Source organism: Luteipulveratus flavus (assembly GCF_029439465.1).
GTDB classification, from domain to species: Bacteria; Actinomycetota; Actinomycetes; order Actinomycetales; family Dermatophilaceae; genus Luteipulveratus; species Luteipulveratus flavus.
In genome coordinates, this window is the sequence record NZ_JAROAV010000010.1 from 199,715 (window position 1) to 215,579 (window position 15,865).

Consider the following 15,865-nt stretch of genomic DNA (forward strand, 5'->3'; position numbering starts at 1 on the left):
ACGCTGTGGCGGGCGATGCACCGCACGGGCCTGTAGCTCAGCTGGTAGAGCACCGCGTTTACACCGCGGGTGTCGTCGGTTCGAACCCGGCCGGGCCCACTCGTACCACCGATCTGCCGGGCGCCCCCGCGCACCGGCCCGGGGGAGGACCGCATGGCAGAGTCGCAGCCGCCGTCGCTGGCCGAGGTGCTGGCCGTCCTGGACGGTCTGTACCCGCCGGACACCGCCCAGTCCTGGGACCGCGTCGGGCTGGTGTCGGGGGATCCCGACCAGGTCGTCCACCGCATCCACCTGGCCGTCGACCCGACGCTGGCGGTCATCGAGGAGGCGCGCGAGGCGGGCGCGAACCTGCTGATCACCCACCATCCGCTGCTCCTGCGTGGCATCCACTCCGTCGCGACGACGACGGCCAAGGGGGCGGCCGTGACCGCGCTGGTGGTGGCCGACCTCGCCCTGTACGTCGCGCACACCAACGCCGACGTGGCCCGTCCGGGCGTGAACGACGCGCTGGCGGAGGCGGCCGGCCTGGAGACCGCCGAGCCGCTGGTGGTCCGGGACGGGGTCGGCCTGGGCCTCGTGGGGGAGCTGCCGACGCCGATGACTCTCACCGCGTTCGCGGCGATGCTGGCCGAGGCGCTGCCCGCCTCGCCCGTCGGCATCCGGGTCAGTGGGGACCCCGAGGGCGAGGTCCGCCGGGTCGCGGTGCTGGGCGGCGCCGGGGACGATGCGTTCGCGCAGGTGCGCGCCAGCGGCGCCGACGTGTACGTCACGGCCGACCTGCGCCACCACCCGGCGCTCGAGGCGCGTGAGGAGGCCCGCGGAGGGACGCCGTACCTCATCGACGCAGGCCACTGGGCGACCGAGTCGCTGTGGCTGCGGACGGCGGCCGACCGGATCCGTGACGGGCTCGCCGACCGGGCGGATAGCGTTGACCTCCACGTGTCCGCGCTGCGTACCGATCCCTGGGACTTCCTGGTCCCCACCGGCGCGACGACACACCGAGGAAGTGGAGGCCCCCGCTGAAAGCCGACCTGAGCCGCCAGTGGCGGTTGCTGGACCTGCAGAAGCTCGACACCCGCCTGGCGCAGCTGGACCACCGGTCCCGCACGCTGCCGGTGCTCCAGGAGCTGAGCGCCGCCCAGGCGCAGTCGACCCGTGCCGACGAGGACCTCGTGCTCGCCCGGACGGCGGTCGCCGATGTCGAGCGTGAGATCACCAAGGCCGACCAGGACGTGCAGCTGGTCCGGGACCGCGCCGCGCGCAACACCGCCCGGCTGGAGGCCGGTCAGGGCAGCGCCAAGGAGCTGCAGGCGATGCAGCACGAGCTGGACACCCTGGCCCGGCGTCAGTCCGAGCTGGAGGACGTCGAGCTGGAGGTGATGGAGCGCGCCGAGACGCTGCGCGCCGAGCTCACCGAGCTGGAGCGCCGTCGGACCGATCTGGACGAGAAGCTGTCCGGGCTGGAGGACGAGCACGCCCGTGCCGCCGGCGAGATCGACACCGAGCGCAGCGCGGTAGTGGCCGAGCGGGCGCAGATCGCGCCCGGCCTCGGCGAGGACCTGCTCGCCCTGTACGAGAAGGTGCGCGAGCAGCACGGCGGTCTGGGCGCAGCGCCGCTGATCCAGCGCCGCTGCGGGGGCTGCCAGCTGGAGCTCACCTCCAGCGACCTGTCCCGTATCCGTACGGCGCCGGAGGACGAGGTGCTGCGCTGCGAGGAGTGCCGCCGCATCCTGGTCCGGACGGCCGAGTCCGGCCTGTGACCGACGCCCCCGGCGAAGCGCGCGAGCTCGTCGTCGAGGCCGACGGCGGCTCGCGCGGCAACCCGGGGGTGGCGGGGTACGGCGCGCTGGTGCGAGACAGCCGTACGGGCCGCGTGCTCGCCGAGCGCGCGGCACCGCTCGGGCGGGCGAGCAACAACGTCGCCGAGTACTCCGGTCTGATCGCCGGACTCGCGGCGGCCGAGGCCATCGACCCGGTGGCTGTTGTCGAGGTGCGGATGGACTCCAAGCTCGTCATCGAGCAGATGGCCGGGCGCTGGAAGATCAAGCACGCCGACATGCAGCGGCTCGCGGCCGAGGCGAACGAGGCCGTCCGGCGGCGACGGGCAGCCGGTGGCTCGGTCACCTGGACCTGGATCCCGCGCGAGTCCAACAAGGCCGCCGACCGGCTCTCGAACGACGGCATGGACGGGCGGACGGTCGAGCGCGACCTCTGGCGCTCCGAGACCGCCGCGGGCGAGGACGTCGCCGCGGTCGAGGAGCAGGTGCTGTCCACCGAGCCGACGCCCGGCACGCCTCCCGACGTCAGCGCGCCCACGCTGGTGCTCCTGGTCCGCCACGGCGTCACCGACTTCACCGTGCAAGGGCGCCTGGACGGGCGGGGCGGAGCCGACCCCTCGCTCAACGCCGCCGGTCGCGACCAGGCCGACCGGGCCGGCCAGGCGCTCGCCGACCGCCTGCACGCGGTCAGCGCGCCCGTGACGGTGGTGACGTCCTCGCTGGCCCGGGCGCAGGAGACGGGCGCGGCGGTGGCCGCGGCACTCGGGGTGCGTCCCGTCGAGGACGCCGACTGGGACGAGCAGGCGTTCGGCGACTGGGACGGCGAGCGGTTCGCCGACCTGGCCCGCGCGCACGGCGAGGACCTGCGACGGCTCCGGGTGGACGAGTCGTTCGCGGTCGCCGGCGGGGAGTCGCACCGCGGGATGGCGCAGCGGGTCGAGCAGGCGATGCAGCGCGTGGTGGGCGAGGTCGGCCCGGGTGGCACCGCTGTCGTGGTGACCCACCGGATGCCGATCATGGCGGTCCTGGCGTCGGTCCTCGGACTCACCCGCGAACGCGCGTGGGCGCTCGCAGCCGCGCCGGCCTCGGTCACCGGCGTCGAGCTGTGGCGTGACGGCACCGTGCAGATCGCGTTCGTCAACGACACCCATCACCTGGACGGCTGACCCCGTCCGAGGGTCGGGATCGCGGTCCCGACCCTCGGGACGCTGTGCGACGCTGACGCGCATGACGTACGCGGGTGACATCACTCCCGAGGACGCGTTCGAGGCGCTGCGGGCCGACCCGTCGGCGCGCCTCGTGGACGTCCGTACCGAGGCCGAGTGGGCCTATGTCGGCGTGCCCGACCTGGCCGGCATCGACCAGCGGCTCATCCGGGTGGAGTGGCAGCGCTTCCCCGACGGCACGCGCAACCACGACTTCGTCGACCAGGTCCGCGCCGCCGGTGCGGGCGTGGGTCCGACGTACCTGCTGTGCCGCTCGGGCGTGCGCTCCGCCGCGGCCGCCGAGGCGATGACGGCGGCCGGCCTCGGGCCGGCGTACAACGTGCTCGACGGGTTCGAGGGTGGGCTGGACGAGTCCGGTCACCGCAGCGTGGCCGGCTGGAAGGTCGCCGGCCTGCCCTGGAGGCAGGGATGAGCGGCCCCGACGGCTGGGCGCCGGACACGCTCGCGGTCCGCGGTGGCCTGGCCCGCAGCGGGTTCGAGGAGACGTCCGAGGCGCTCTACCTCACCTCCGGCTTCGTCTACGAGACCGCCGAGGACGCCGAGGCGGCGTTCGCCGAGGAGGTCGACCGCTTCGTCTACAGCCGGTACGGCAACCCCACCGTGGCCGTCCTGGAGGAGCGCCTGCGGCTGCTGGAGGGCGCCGAGGCCTGCTCCGCGACGGCGTCCGGGATGTCGGCGGTGTTCACCGCTCTCGCGGCGCTGCTCGCCAACGGCGACCGGGTGGTCGCCTCGCGCGGCCTGTTCGGGTCCTGCTTCGTGATCCTGGACGAGATCCTGCCCCGCTGGGGCGTGGAGACCGTCTTCGTCGACGGCGCCGACCTGGAGCAGTGGCGTACGGCGCTGTCCGAGCCGACGACCGCGGTGTTCTTCGAGACACCCAGCAACCCGATGCAGGAGCTCGTCGACATGCGGCAGGTGAGCGACCTGGCCCACGCCGCGGGCGCTCAGGTCGTCGTGGACAACGTCTTCGGTACGCCGGTCTTCTCGCGGCCGCTGGAGCACGGCGCCGACATCGTCGTCTACAGCGCCACCAAGCACATCGACGGGCAGGGCCGGGTGCTCGGCGGCGCGATCCTGGGTCCGCAGGACTACATCGACGGCCCGGTGAAGAACCTCATCAGGCACACCGGCCCCTCGATGTCGCCGTTCAACGCCTGGGTCCTGGTCAAGGGACTGGAGACGATGCGGCTGCGGGTGCAGGAGCAGGCCAGGTCGGCGCTCGCGCTCGCGCGGGCGCTCGACGAGCACCCGGCGGTCCGGTCGGTGTGGTACCCGTTCCTGGAGTCGCACCCCCAGCACGACCTCGCGGTCCGGCAGATGAGCGGTGGCGGCACCGTGGTGACCTTCGAGCTGGCCGGTGAGACGGCCGGGCTGAAGGACGCCGCCTTCCGGGTCATGAACGCCCTCGAGGTCATCGACATCTCCAACAACCTCGGTGACTCCAAGTCGCTGATCACCCACCCGGCCACCACGACCCACCGCCGGATGGGCGAGGAGGCACGCCTGGCGGTCGGGATCACCGACGGCGTCCTGCGGATCTCCGTCGGGCTGGAGGACGTCGACGACCTGGTCCGCGACGTGTCGACCGCGCTGGGTCGGGCCTGAGGCGAGGCCGCTGCCGACGGCGCCTCAGCCCCCCGAGGCCGACCGAGACTCGTCGGTCGCGTCCGGTGGCGCCGCCGGCCCCACCGGATCGGTGAACGAGACCGGCTTCCCGGCGGCGCGGGCGTACGCGACCTCCCGGCGCGTGGACTCGCCGACGTACCCGCCGGGGTTGACGACCAGAACCCGGTCGGCGAGGTCGATCTTGCGCAGGTGGAGGGCGTCCAGCGTCGCCTTCTGGTCGCTGGTGACCGGCTCGTCCGCCTCGCCCGGCGCGACGACGATGACGCCGGCGAAGGTCAGATCACGGTTGGCCGCGCGCATCTCGTCCGCGAACCGGGTGGAGCCGCAGATGCAGACGATCTCGGGTCGGTCGGGCACGACTCGCTCCTTCTCGAGCGGCACGGACTAGAGGGTCAGCGCGGTGGTGGCCGCCGCGACGACGACGATCGCACACAGCGCGCTGCGCAGGGCGAACGCCGCGAGCGGGATCTCCAGCCCGGCGCGCCGGCACCGCTCGCGCCACAGCAGGGTCGCGAGCGAGCCCCAGCCCGTGACGATCGGCCCGAGGTTGGTCCCGATCAGCAGCGCCACGAGGCGGTGCGGGTCGTCGATGGTGAGGCGTTCGAGCGCCAGGTAGGCCGGCAGGTTGTTCACGACGTTCGAGGTCACCGCACCCGCGGCGCTCACCTGCCACAGGTCGGCCGCGTCCGTGCCGGTGCCGGTGAGGCCGGCCAGGTGCCGGTGCATCCCGTGCTGCCCGGCGATCTCCACGACGACCAGCAGCACCGTGACCGCTCCCACCATCAGCCAGGGCACGGTCACCTCCCGCAGCATCTCGCGGCGGCGTACGGCGAGGGTGGCGAGCAGGACGGCCGCCCCGACGGCCGCAGGGATCGCCGGCATCACGCCGCTGACGAAGGCCGGCCCGAGCGCGACGCAGACGGTGGCCGCGACGATCAGCAGCGTACGGTCGTGCGGGTCGGCCGGCGGCTCGATCGCGTACGTGCCGCGCAGGTCGTGCCGGTGCAGGACGGCGATCACCGCGGCGGTCGCGACCACCGCGGCGAGCGCCGGTCGCCAGGTCAGGGCGATGTAGTCGTGCAGCGTGAGCCCGAGGCCGGAGAACCGGTGCAGCGCCAGGAGGTTGGTGAGGTTGGAGACGGGCAGCAGCAGGGAGGCAGTGTTGGCGAGCCACACCGTCGTGACGGCGAACGGCATCGGGCGGACGCCGACCTGGCGCGCCACCGCGATCACCACGGGAGTGAGCAGAACGGCGGTGGTGTCCAGGCTGAGCACGATCGTGCACACCGTCGAGAGGGCGACGACCAGGAGCCAGAGCAGCCAGGTGCGGTGCCGTCCGGCTCGGGCGGCCCAGTGGCCCGCGACGTCGAAGACGCCTGCCATGTCGGCGATCTCGGCGACGATCGTGATCATGATCAGGAAGACCATGACCGGCAGGACGTGGCCGGTCAGCTCGGCGAGGTCCGAGGTGCTCATGGGGTGGTCGTCGTTCGCTCAGCGGGCCGTCACGTCGAGCACCCACGGCCGACCGGGTCGGGCGGGCTCGGTGAGCTGGGTCGTGAAGGCCTGCGCGGCGACGGCCTCCAGCGCTCGCGGCGTCCGTGCGTCCTGGCCCGCCTGGCACAGGTGGCGTGCGAGCAGGCCGCGGGTGTGCTTGGCCATGTGCGTGGCGCCCGGCACCCGGATCTGGACCCACCGCTCGGCGAGCGCGCCCTGCGGCGCCCAGGCGGCCACGTACGTGCTGGAGCGGCAGTCCACGACCGCGCCCCGACCGGCGGCGGCGCTCAGCACCACGTCCAGCGGCTCACGCCAGGCGCCGGCGAGCGGGCCGACGCCCTGGAGGTTGACGCCCATGGACAGCCGGTAGGGCGCGACCTTGTCGGCGGGGCGGAGCGCACCGTAGAGCGCGGAGACGACCACGATCCAGCGTCGTGCGCGCCGCAGCGCCGCGGTGTCGAGCGAGGACATGTCGAGCGCGTCGTAGAGCACCCCGGTGTAGAGGTCCTGGGCGGGCAGCGCCGGTGCGCTGGTCAGCCGGGTGTTGCGAGCGATGTCGTCGACGAGGCCGGGGCTGACGCCGAGTGCGCCGGCGGCGTCCTCGCCCGCGCTGACCGTCGCCAGCGCCTGCGCGACCTGCTCGCGGGTCCGGGTCAGCTCGGGGAAGGACAGCCGCTCCAGGTCCAGCGAACGACCGCGGCTGCGGGCCTGCTTGGTCTCGGACGGCGGCAGGAGGATCAGCACTCAGAGAGGGTACGGCCGGAACGCCCGCCCGCCGCATCACCGCCCACGGATCAGCACGTCTGCGGCTCGGCGGTCCGGTCGGTGGGGGCGCGATGAGTGACCGCTCGGGCCACTCGTCGGATGGTGCACGGCGACGGACTCGGGCGCGGGGGTACCGATACCGATCCTGAGGCCGTCTCCAGCCAGTCCGAGTCGTGCGCGATGTCCGGCCGCATGTTCGGGCTCCGGTCGCGGGCCCCGGCGTAGTACTTCGGGGTGAGGACGGACGGCTCCGTCGTACGACGACGCGGAGGTTAGGCGTCCGTAGCCTGCTGCCATGCCCAGACTCCCGCGTCCCCGCCCGGTGGCGGCGGCTCGTACCGTCGCCCGCCGGCCGTGGCGCGGCGCCCGGTGGCTCGTGCGCACGGCGGGGTCACCGCTGCGCCGGTACCCCGACGCGCTGCCCGTCCTCATCGCGGCCCTCGCGCTCGCGATCGCGTGGCCGACGATCGGTGTGACGCACCGGGCTCCGACGTCGTTGTGGCCGCTCCTGGCGGTGATGGAGATCGTGCCGCTGCTGATGGTGCGCCGGTGGCCGTTCTACGCCTGGGTGGCCAGTGCCGTCGGTGCGGCCGTGTGGTGGCTCGGGGTCGAGCAGCTTGCGGGCAGCCTGCTGCCGTGGCCGGTGATGCACTTCCTGGTCCTGCTGCTCACGATCCTGGTCGCGGCGATGCTGGCCGCGCCCGTCGAGGTCGCGGTGGTGACGGCCGGCAGCGTCACGCTGTTCGTCGCCGCGATGCCGGACGGTCTGAAGGGCTGGGGGCTCGGCGCGGTCCTGCTCGTCGCGTTCGGCCTGCTCGTCCGCTGGCTGGTCCTCTCGCGGCGCCAGCTCGCCGAGCAGTCGGAGGCCACCGAGGTCGAACGCGCCCGCGTCGCCGTGGTCGAGGAACGCACCCGCATCGCCCGCGAGCTGCACGACGTGGTCGCCCACCACATGTCGATGGTGGTCGTGCAGGCGCAGAGCGCCCCGTACCGGCTCGGTGACGTCTCGCCGCAGGCCCGGGAGGAGTTCGCCAGCATCGAGTCGTCGGCGCGTCAGGCGCTGAACGAGGTACGCGGGGTGCTGGGCGTGCTGCGGGAGGAGAAGGGGCCCGCGCCGACCGCGCCGCAGCCCGGCATCGAGCAGATGCCCGGGCTGCTGGAGTCGAGCAGGTCGGCCGGGATCGATGTCGCGTGGCGGATCGACGTCCGCCCGGAGGAGTGCCCTGCGGGGACCGCCCTGGTGCTGCACCGCATCCTGCAGGAGTCGCTCGCGAACGCCTCCCGGCACGCGCCGGGCGCCCGGGTCGAGGTCATGCTGAACCAGGCAGACGGGCACGCCGAGCTGGCCGTCCGCAACGGTCCGGCGGTGCGGGCCGAGGACGCGGCGAGAGCGGAGCACTTCGGCGGGAACGGGATCTCGGGGATGCGGGCGCGAGCGGAGGCCGTCGGAGGAACCCTCGAGGCCGGCGCCTCGCCGGACGGCGGTTTCTGCGTCCGCGCACGATTGCCCCTGCAGGGCCGGCCCGAGCTCGCGGGCCTAGGTTGACGGCATGACGATCAGGGTGGTCATCGTCGACGACCAGGCGATGGTGCGGCAGGGGATCGGTGCGTTGCTCGGGGCGCAGCCCGACATCAGTGTCATCGGTGAGGCGGCTGACGGTGCACAGGCGGTCCGCGAGGTCGCTCGGCTCGGCCCGGACGTCGTGCTCATGGACGTGCGGATGCCCGAGGTCAACGGTCTGGAGGCGACGGCGACGATCCTGGCCGCGCCCGCCGCGAGCCGTCCGCACGTCCTGATGCTGACGACGTTCGACATCGACGACTACGTGTACGAGGCGCTGCGGATCGGGGCGTGCGGGTTCATGCTCAAGGACGCCCCCGCGGACGAGCTGGCCCGGGCGGTGCGTGTCGTCGCCCAGGGCGAGGCGCTGCTCGCGCCGAGCATCACCAAGCGCCTCATCGCCGAGGCGACCCGGCGACGCAGCAGCGTGCCCAAGCACTCGCGCCTGCTGGACGGGCTGACCTCGCGGGAGCGCGAGGTGCTGGAGCTCATCGCCGCCGGGCTGTCCAACGCCGAGATCGCCGGCCGTCTCTTCGTGGCCGAGCAAACGGTGAAGACGCACGTCTCCCGGGTGCTGACCAAGCTGGGGCTGCGGGACCGGGCGCAGGCGGTCGTGTTCGCGTACGAGCACGGCGTCGTCGTCCCCGGCGCGTGAGGACGCGTTCCTCCGGGATCGGTCCGTCGGCCCGACGTCCGACGTGACGTCGGAGCCGGGTCCTAGGGTGAGGCGTATGCCGAAGCGACAGATCGTTGCCCCGCGGACCCAGCCCGACGCCGGCGCCGACGCCGGTCCGCTCGAGCAGGCGTTCCACGCCGTGCGGCAGGAGCTGCAGCTGCCGACCGACTACCCCGAGCCGGCTGTCGCGGAGGCGCAGCGGGCGGTGGAGGCGGTCCGGCTGCCGGAGCGTGACGAGACGGCACTGCCGTTCTTCACCATCGACCCGCCGGAGTCCAAGGACCTGGACCAGGCGATGCTCCTGGAGCGCGCAGGCGAGGGCTACCGGGTGCGGTACGCCATCGCCGACGTCCCCGCGTTCGTGCAGCCGGGCGGGGCGCTCGACGCCGAGACCCGGCGGCGCGGCCAGACGCTGTACCTGCCCGACCTGCGGATCCCGTTGCACCCCGAGGTCGTCTCCGAGGGCGCGGCGAGCCTGCTGCCCGGTGAGGTCCGGCCCGCGTTCGTCTGGGACATCGCGCTGGACGCGCGCGGCGAGGTGACGTCGGCGGAGGTCTACCGCGCGCAGGTCCGCAGCCAGGACCGCTTCGACTACGACCAGGTGCAGCAGGCGATCGACGGCGGCAGCGCGCCGGAGCGCGTGGCCCTGCTGAAGGAGATCGGCGACAAGCGGATCGTCCTGGAGCGCGAGCGTGGCGGCGCGAGCCTGCCGATGCCGGAGCAGGAGATCACCCGCGACGGCGACAGCTACACCTTGTCGTTCCGCCCGGTACTGCCGAGCGAGGACTGGAACTCCCAGATCTCGCTGCTCACCGGCATGGTGGCCGCCGAGATGATGCTGCACGCGCAGATCGGCATCCTGCGCACGATGCCCGCCGCCGACCAGGAGGCGCTGCAGCGCTTCCACCGGCAGGCCGCGGCGCTGGGTGTGCCGTGGCCGGCCGAGCAGCCGTACGGCGAGTTCCTGCGGACCCTCGACCGGTCCGACCCCCGGCACCTGGCCCTGATCCATGCGGCCACCACCCTCTTCCGCGGCGCCGGCTACACCCCGTTCGACGGAGACGTGCCCGACCAGCCCGAGCAGGCCGCGGTCGCCGCGCCGTACGCCCACGTCACCGCGCCGCTGCGGCGGCTGGTCGACCGGTTCGGGCTGGCGATCTGCGAGGCGCTGAGCCGGGACGCCGAGGTTCCCGAGTGGGTCAAGCAGGCCCTACCGACGCTGCCGGAGATCATGCAGCGCACCGACCAGCTCGCCGGAAAGGTGGAGCGGGCTTGCGCGGACGCGACCGAGGCGGCGGTGCTGTCCAGCCACGTCGGTGAGTCGGTTGCCGCGTCCGTGGTCGAGAAGCGGGAGAAGGGCGTCCTGCTGCAGCTGAAGGACTTCGCCGTCGTCCAGGAGTGCCCGGGCGACGCCGAGCTCGGCGCCGACGTGCAGGCCGTGGTCGTGAGCGCGGACATCGCCGCCCGCAAGGTCGTGCTCCGGCTGGCCTAGCCGGTCCAGGTGCCGTCGTCCCAGGCCTTCTCCAGCACCGCCTCGTACGGCGTGAGGTCGAGTCCGTGGCGGCCCAGCCACCCCTCGTCGTCGTACGTCTGCCGGTAGCGCTCCGCGTGGTCGCACAGCAGGGTCACGATGCTCCCGGCGCGGCCCTCCGCCCGCATCTCGCACGCCAGCAGCAGGGCGCCGTACAGGTTGGTGCCCGTCGAGGCGCCCGCGCGCAGGCCGGTGCGCTCGCGCAGGAACCGCATGGCTGCGACGGACGCCGCGTCGGGGACGCCGAGCATGCGGTCGACGACAAGCGGGTTGAAGCTCGGCTCCACGCGTGGTCGACCGATGCCCTCGATGCGCGACCCGGAGCCTGAAACCCCTTCTCCTGCATAGCTCTTCAGGAACGCCGAGCCCTCAGGGTCGACGACCGCGAGGCACGACGACAGTCCGCGGTAGCGGGTGTAGCGGCCGATGGTCGCCGACGTGCCACCGGTGCCGGCGCCGACGACGATCCAGGCGGGGACCGGGTGCCGCTCCAGCGCCATCTGCTCGAAGACCGATTCGGCGATGTTGTTGTTGCCGCGCCAGTCGGTCGCCCGCTCGGCGTAGGTGAACTGGTCCATGTAGTGCCCGTCGCAGCCGGCCGCCAGCTCGCGGGCGACGTCGTACACCGAGCCGGGGTCGTCGACGAGGTGGCAGGTACCACCCTCGCGCTCGATCAGGGCGATCTTCTCCGGGCTGGTCGAGCGGGCCATCACGGCGACGAACGGCAGGCCGATCATCCGCGCGAAGTACGCCTCGGAGATCGCCGTCGAACCGGACGACGCCTCGATCACGGTGGTGCGCGGGCCGATCCAGCCGTTGCAGATCGCGTACAGGAACAGTGAGCGGGCCAGGCGGTGCTTCAGGCTGCCGGTCGGATGCGTCGACTCGTCCTTGAGGTAGAGGTCGACCTCCCAGCCCTCGGGCAGGGGCACCTTGACCAGGTGCGTGTCGGCGCTGCGGTTGGCGTCCGCGAGCAGCCGGCGCACCGCCTCGTCGATCCAGGCGCGGTCGGGGCAGCTGCTCGAGGCGATGTCACGTACGGGCTCCACGGCACTAGTCTGTCCCAGTGGATGAGTCGGCCAGACGGCCGCGTCGCCGGGTCCGCCCGGCGCCGAGGAACGTCCGGGCTCCACAGGGCAAGGTGATGGCTAACGGCCATCCGGGGTGACCCGCGGGACAGTGCCACAGAGAACAGACCGCCTCCGGCCTCGGCCGGGGGTAAGGGTGAAACGGTGGTGTAAGAGACCACCAGCGCCCCAGGTGACTGGGGCGGCTCGGTAAACCCCACCTGGAGCAAGGTCGGACAGCATGCGTCCGAGGGCGGCCCGCCCGAGCATGCGGGTAGACCGCTGGAGGCGGCTGGCAACAGTCGTCGTAGATGGATGGTCGTCGCCGCCGCACTGGTAACGGTGCGGCGGAACAGAACCCGGCGTACCGGCCGACTCATCCACCCCACCCACCACGCGGTGTGCCGCACCGCGCGCGGCACCGCGCGGTGAGTCACACCGTCAGGGCCGACCTGTTCGCTGACCGCGGACAGGATCGCCGCGCCCACATCGCACAGGCGCTCTAGGCTCGGCATATGAGCCGCAGGCAGCAGTCGATCGCGACGGTCACCGCGTTACCTCCGGTGCGCGAGGCCGCTCCGGCGCCGCTGCTGCGCGACGTGTTCGGCCGCCTGCTGCGCGAGGCGCGGCTGCGGCAGGGCCGCACCCTCGCGGACGTCTCCGGCGAGGCGGGCGTCTCGATGCCGTACCTGTCGGAGATCGAGCGCGGCCTGAAGGAACCCTCCTCGGAGGTGCTCGGCGCGCTGTGCGGTGCCCTCGGTGCGACGGTCGCCGACCTCGTCGCCGGCGCGCACCGGGAGCTGTCGGCCGTCTTAGCCCCACCGGTCGTCCACGAGCTGCGCACTCAGCGGTCGGCCGCGCCGGTTCGCACGCCCGACGCGATGCTGCTCGCCGCCTGAGCAGCACCCGCCACACCCCGTACGACCAGGCTTCGCCCACTCGTCGCCCGACCGACGCCCACCGACACGGGTGGGTGGCGAGGGTGGGCGCATGTCAGCGATCTCCCGCCGCAAGCTGCTCGTCGCCGGCGCCGTCGGCCTCGCCGCGCCCGTCGCCCTCTCCTCCCGCGCCGACGCGAGCACGACCGCGACCCGAGTGCCGCGGCCCCGCCCGCTGCGGCGCGCCCACGCCCACAACGACTACGAGCACGAGCGCCCGCTCCTCGACGCCCTGGACCACGGGTTCACCTCGGTCGAGGCCGACGTCTGGCTCGTCGACGGCGACCTCTACCTCGGCCACGACGGGCCGAACCCGTCGATGACCCTGCGCAGCCACTACCTCGACCCGCTGCGCCGCATCGTCCGGCAGCAGGGTCACTCGGTCTTTCCGGGCTGGAAGGGCTCGTTGCGGCTGCTGATCGACGTCAAGTCCGACGGTCCGGCGGCGTACCCGGTGCTGCAGCGGCAGCTCGCGGCCTACCCGGAGCTGATGACCTCCTGGGTCCACGGCCGCCGGCGTCGGCGTCCGGTGACCGCGGTGCTGTCAGGGACGCTCGCCAACATCGTCGCCCCGGACTCCGACACGCGGTGGTTCGGCTTCGACGGACGCATCGGCCGGCTGCCGGCCGGCGCGACCGCAGCGCAGATCCCGCTGGTCAGCGACAACTGGATCAACCACTTCACCTGGCTCGGCGTCGGCCCGATGCCGGCGGACCAGCGCGCGAAGCTGCACCGACAGGTCGCCGAGCTGCACGCCGGCGGCTACCAGGTGCGCTACTGGAACACGCCCGACCTGGCGCTGCCCTCGCGCGAGGCGGTCTGGCGCGAGCTGCTCGCCGCGGACGTCGACGTCCTCAACACCGACGACCTCGCCGGCCTGCAGGCGTTCCTGCTCGCGAACGACTGAGCGCTCATCTGCCAGGCTGACCACATGCAGGGTCGTCGATCGTGGATGGCCGCCTGGTCGCACAACGACGAGGACCGGCGGCGCCCGCTGCTGGACGCCCTGGAGCACGGCTGCGCCTGGATCGAGCCGGACGTCTGGGTGGTCGGCGACCAGGTGCTCGTCGGCCACGACCGGCGGGACGCGCGGCACACGTTGGCCGAGCTCTACCTCGACCCGTTGCGGGCTCGCGCCGCCGACCTGACCCGGCTGTACCTGGTGCTGGACGTGAAGTCGGAGCCGGAGGCGTCCCTACCGGCGATCGAGCGAGCGCTGAGCGCGTACGACGACGTGCTCACCCACGTCGTCGACGACGTCGTGGTCCGCCGCCCCGTGACGGCTCTGCTGTCGGGGACGCTCGCCAACCGCAGTCCGGTACGCGCGGGTTCGGTGCACCTGGCCTACGACGGGCGGCTCGGCCTGGTCCCGCCCGAGGCCGACCCCGCCTGGATGCCGCTGGTCAGTGCCCACTGGCGCGACCACTTCTGGTGGAGCGGCTTCGGACCGTTGCTGCCCCGGGACCACGCCCGGCTGACCCGCTTCGTCGACGAGGCACACGACCGGGGGCTGCTCCTGCGCTTCTGGGGCGTGCCGGAGTGGACCCGAGGCAGCCGTCGCCGGCTGTGGGAGGCGCTGCTGGACGCCGGCGTCGACGTGATCACCACCGACCACCTCACCGCGCTGACCGCACTGCTGGAGCAGCGGGAGGGTCACCAGGAGGTCTCGCGCGGCCGCCCCTCGTCGTAGCCGCTCGCGCTCTGCACACCCACGGTCGCCCGCTCGCGGAACTCGGCGATGCTGCGGGCTCCGGCGTAGGTGAAGCTGGACCGCACGCCCGCGACGATCATGTCGACCAGGTCCTCCACGCCGGGACGCTCGGGGTCCAGGTACATCTTCGAGGAGGAGATGCCCTCCTCGAACAGTGCCGACCGGGCTCGCTCGTACGCGCTCCTGCCGGCGGTGCGGTTCTTGACCGCGCGGGCCGAGGCCATGCCGAACGACTCCTTGTAGAGCCGGCCGTTGTGGTCGCGGTTGAGGTCGCCGGGGCTCTCCCAGGTACCGGCGAACCACGACCCGATCATCACGCTGCCGGCGCCGGCAGCCAGCGCGAGCGCGACGTCCCGCGGGTACTTCACCCCACCGTCCGCCCACACCTCTGCGCCCAGCTCGGTTGCCGCAGAAGCACATTCGAGGACCGCGGAGAACTGCGGACGGCCCACGCCGGTCATCATCCGGGTGGTGCACATCGCACCGGGGCCGACGCCGACCTTGACGATGTCCGCGCCCGCGTCGACGAGCTCACGGGTGCCGTCGGCCGACACGACGTTGCCGGCCACGACCGGGATGCGGACCCCGCCACGCTCGGCGTGGGCGTCGCGCGCCTGGCCGACGAGCTTCAGGGCGTCGAACATCTTGTCCTGGTGGCCGTGCGCGGTGTCCACGACGAGGACGTCGGCGCCCGCGGACAGCATCGTCTCCGCCTTCGCGCGGACGTCGCCGTTGATGCCGATGGCGACGCCGAGACGCAGCCGGCCGGCGTCGTCCAGGGCCGGCTGGTAGATGGCCGAGCGCAGGATGCCCTTGCGGGTGAGCACGCCGGCGAGGCGGCCGTCGTCGACCACGGGTGCGAGGTCGAGGTGCTGGTGAGTCATCCGGTCGAACGTGTCGCCGAGGTCGGCGTCCGCCTCGACCGTGATGAGGTCGGTGCTCATCACGTCGGCGACCGTGGTGAACCGGTCGACCTCGAGGCAGTCCTTCTCGCTGACGACGCCGAGCGGTCGTTCCTGCGCGTCCACGACGACCGCGCGCCGGTGCGCGCGCTTGCCCAGGAGCGCGAGGACCTGGGAGACGGGCACCTCCGGCGCGACGGTGACCGGCGTCTCGAAGACCGTGTGCCGGCTCTTGACGTAGGCGATCGTCTCCTGCACGGCGTGGACCGGGATGTCCTGCGGCAGCACCGCGAGGCCACCGCGTCGGGCGATCGTCTCGGCCATCCGACGGCCCGAGATGGCGGTCATGTTCGCGACCACCAGCGGGATCGTCGTACCGGCGCCGTCCGGGGTGGCGAGGTCGACGTCCAGCCGGCTGGTGATCGACGAGCGCGACGGCACCATGAACACGTCGCTGTAGGTGAGGTCGTGCGCGGGCCACTGCTCTCCGAGGAACTTCACCCCCCGATCGTAGGAGACGATCGTCCCCACCTCCGCTGCACGAGCGTCGACCGGATCTCGGGTCGATCCTCCGGGGCGGACGTACG

At 73.0% G+C, this 15,865-nt stretch carries 16 protein-coding genes, 1 tRNA gene and 1 other RNA gene; 13 read left to right on the forward strand and 5 right to left on the reverse strand.

Going from position 1 to position 15,865, the window contains the following annotated elements; all coding sequences use genetic code 11:
- Nucleotides 1-26: 26 nt before the first annotated feature.
- The 6 genes from P4R38_RS04080 (at nucleotide 27) to P4R38_RS04105 (ending at nucleotide 4,609) form a co-directional block, all read left to right on the forward strand.
- Nucleotides 27-99: transfer RNA gene (locus P4R38_RS04080), tRNA-Val, on the forward strand.
- A gap of 54 nt (nucleotides 100-153) precedes the next feature.
- Nucleotides 154-1,023: a Nif3-like dinuclear metal center hexameric protein gene (locus tag P4R38_RS04085; RefSeq protein WP_277191153.1), complete on the forward strand. Its 870-nt coding sequence runs from the start codon at nucleotides 154-156 to the stop codon at nucleotides 1,021-1,023.
- Nucleotides 1,024-1,049: 26 nt separating this feature from the next.
- The gene (locus P4R38_RS04090) at nucleotides 1,050-1,760 is read left to right on the forward strand and encodes a zinc ribbon domain-containing protein (RefSeq protein WP_277191154.1); all 711 of its coding nucleotides are present in this window, start codon (nucleotides 1,050-1,052) and stop codon (nucleotides 1,758-1,760) included.
- Nucleotides 1,757-2,944: a bifunctional RNase H/acid phosphatase gene (locus P4R38_RS04095; RefSeq protein ID WP_277191155.1), complete on the forward strand. Its 1,188-nt coding sequence runs from the start codon at nucleotides 1,757-1,759 to the stop codon at nucleotides 2,942-2,944. Before P4R38_RS04090 ends, P4R38_RS04095 begins: the two co-directional genes overlap by 4 nt.
- A gap of 61 nt (nucleotides 2,945-3,005) precedes the next feature.
- Nucleotides 3,006-3,416 (forward strand): rhodanese-like domain-containing protein, encoded by a 411-nt coding sequence (locus P4R38_RS04100; RefSeq protein ID WP_277191156.1) that lies wholly within the window; start codon nucleotides 3,006-3,008, stop codon nucleotides 3,414-3,416.
- Nucleotides 3,413-4,609, forward strand: coding sequence for an O-succinylhomoserine sulfhydrylase (locus P4R38_RS04105; protein ID WP_277191157.1), 1,197 nt, complete (start codon nucleotides 3,413-3,415; stop codon nucleotides 4,607-4,609). Before P4R38_RS04100 ends, P4R38_RS04105 begins: the two co-directional genes overlap by 4 nt.
- A 24-nt stretch (nucleotides 4,610-4,633) precedes the next feature.
- Here the strand turns inward: P4R38_RS04105 and P4R38_RS04110 are convergent, their stop codons facing one another.
- The 3 genes from P4R38_RS04110 to P4R38_RS04120 are packed head-to-tail and all read right to left on the reverse strand — an operon-like array spanning nucleotide 4,634 to nucleotide 6,871.
- The gene (locus tag P4R38_RS04110; protein WP_277191158.1) at nucleotides 4,634-4,987 is read right to left on the reverse strand and encodes a hypothetical protein; all 354 of its coding nucleotides are present in this window, start codon (nucleotides 4,985-4,987) and stop codon (nucleotides 4,634-4,636) included.
- Nucleotides 4,988-5,014: 27 nt separating this feature from the next.
- Nucleotides 5,015-6,106: an SLC13 family permease gene (locus P4R38_RS04115; RefSeq protein ID WP_277191159.1), complete on the reverse strand. Its 1,092-nt coding sequence runs from the start codon at nucleotides 6,104-6,106 to the stop codon at nucleotides 5,015-5,017.
- Nucleotides 6,107-6,124: 18 nt separating this feature from the next.
- Entirely contained in the window at nucleotides 6,125-6,871 is a 747-nt protein-coding gene (locus P4R38_RS04120) for a YaaA family protein (RefSeq protein WP_277191160.1), read from the reverse strand.
- A 316-nt stretch (nucleotides 6,872-7,187) separates the two neighbouring features.
- Here P4R38_RS04120 and P4R38_RS04125 point away from each other — a divergent pair, with 316 nt between their 5' ends.
- The 3 genes from P4R38_RS04125 to P4R38_RS04135 all read left to right on the forward strand — a co-directional run bounded on the left by P4R38_RS04125 (nucleotide 7,188) and on the right by P4R38_RS04135 (nucleotide 10,621).
- Nucleotides 7,188-8,438 (forward strand): sensor histidine kinase, encoded by a 1,251-nt coding sequence (locus P4R38_RS04125; protein ID WP_277191161.1) that lies wholly within the window; start codon nucleotides 7,188-7,190, stop codon nucleotides 8,436-8,438.
- Nucleotides 8,439-8,442: 4 nt separating this feature from the next.
- Complete coding sequence (locus P4R38_RS04130) at nucleotides 8,443-9,108, forward strand: response regulator (RefSeq protein ID WP_277191162.1); 666 nt, start codon at nucleotides 8,443-8,445, stop codon at nucleotides 9,106-9,108.
- A gap of 76 nt (nucleotides 9,109-9,184) precedes the next feature.
- On the forward strand, nucleotides 9,185-10,621 hold the full coding sequence (locus P4R38_RS04135) for an RNB domain-containing ribonuclease (RefSeq protein WP_277191163.1): 1,437 nt from the start codon (nucleotides 9,185-9,187) through the stop codon (nucleotides 10,619-10,621).
- Here P4R38_RS04135 and P4R38_RS04140 read toward each other — a convergent pair.
- Nucleotides 10,618-11,709: a PLP-dependent cysteine synthase family protein gene (locus P4R38_RS04140; RefSeq protein WP_275240300.1), complete on the reverse strand. Its 1,092-nt coding sequence runs from the start codon at nucleotides 11,707-11,709 to the stop codon at nucleotides 10,618-10,620. The genes P4R38_RS04135 and P4R38_RS04140 overlap by 4 nt on opposite strands.
- Before the next feature lie 22 nt (nucleotides 11,710-11,731).
- Between P4R38_RS04140 and rnpB the strand changes: the two genes are divergently transcribed.
- The 4 genes from rnpB to P4R38_RS04160 all read left to right on the forward strand — a co-directional run bounded on the left by rnpB (nucleotide 11,732) and on the right by P4R38_RS04160 (nucleotide 14,355).
- An RNA gene (gene rnpB, locus P4R38_RS04145) (RNase P RNA component class A) lies at nucleotides 11,732-12,110 on the forward strand.
- A 132-nt stretch (nucleotides 12,111-12,242) separates the two neighbouring features.
- Nucleotides 12,243-12,626 carry a helix-turn-helix domain-containing protein gene (locus P4R38_RS04150; RefSeq protein WP_277191164.1) on the forward strand — a complete coding sequence of 128 codons (384 nt, stop codon included), beginning with the start codon at nucleotides 12,243-12,245 and terminating at the stop codon, nucleotides 12,624-12,626.
- Nucleotides 12,627-12,717: 91 nt separating this feature from the next.
- Complete coding sequence (locus P4R38_RS04155) at nucleotides 12,718-13,572, forward strand: PI-PLC domain-containing protein (RefSeq protein ID WP_277191165.1); 855 nt, start codon at nucleotides 12,718-12,720, stop codon at nucleotides 13,570-13,572.
- Nucleotides 13,573-13,596: 24 nt separating this feature from the next.
- Nucleotides 13,597-14,355, forward strand: a complete 759-nt coding sequence (locus tag P4R38_RS04160; protein WP_277191166.1) for a PI-PLC domain-containing protein — start codon at nucleotides 13,597-13,599, stop codon at nucleotides 14,353-14,355.
- Here P4R38_RS04160 and P4R38_RS04165 read toward each other — a convergent pair.
- Nucleotides 14,319-15,779: a GuaB1 family IMP dehydrogenase-related protein gene (locus P4R38_RS04165; RefSeq protein ID WP_275240295.1), complete on the reverse strand. Its 1,461-nt coding sequence runs from the start codon at nucleotides 15,777-15,779 to the stop codon at nucleotides 14,319-14,321. The genes P4R38_RS04160 and P4R38_RS04165 overlap by 37 nt on opposite strands.
- Nucleotides 15,780-15,865: the final 86 nt, after the last annotated feature.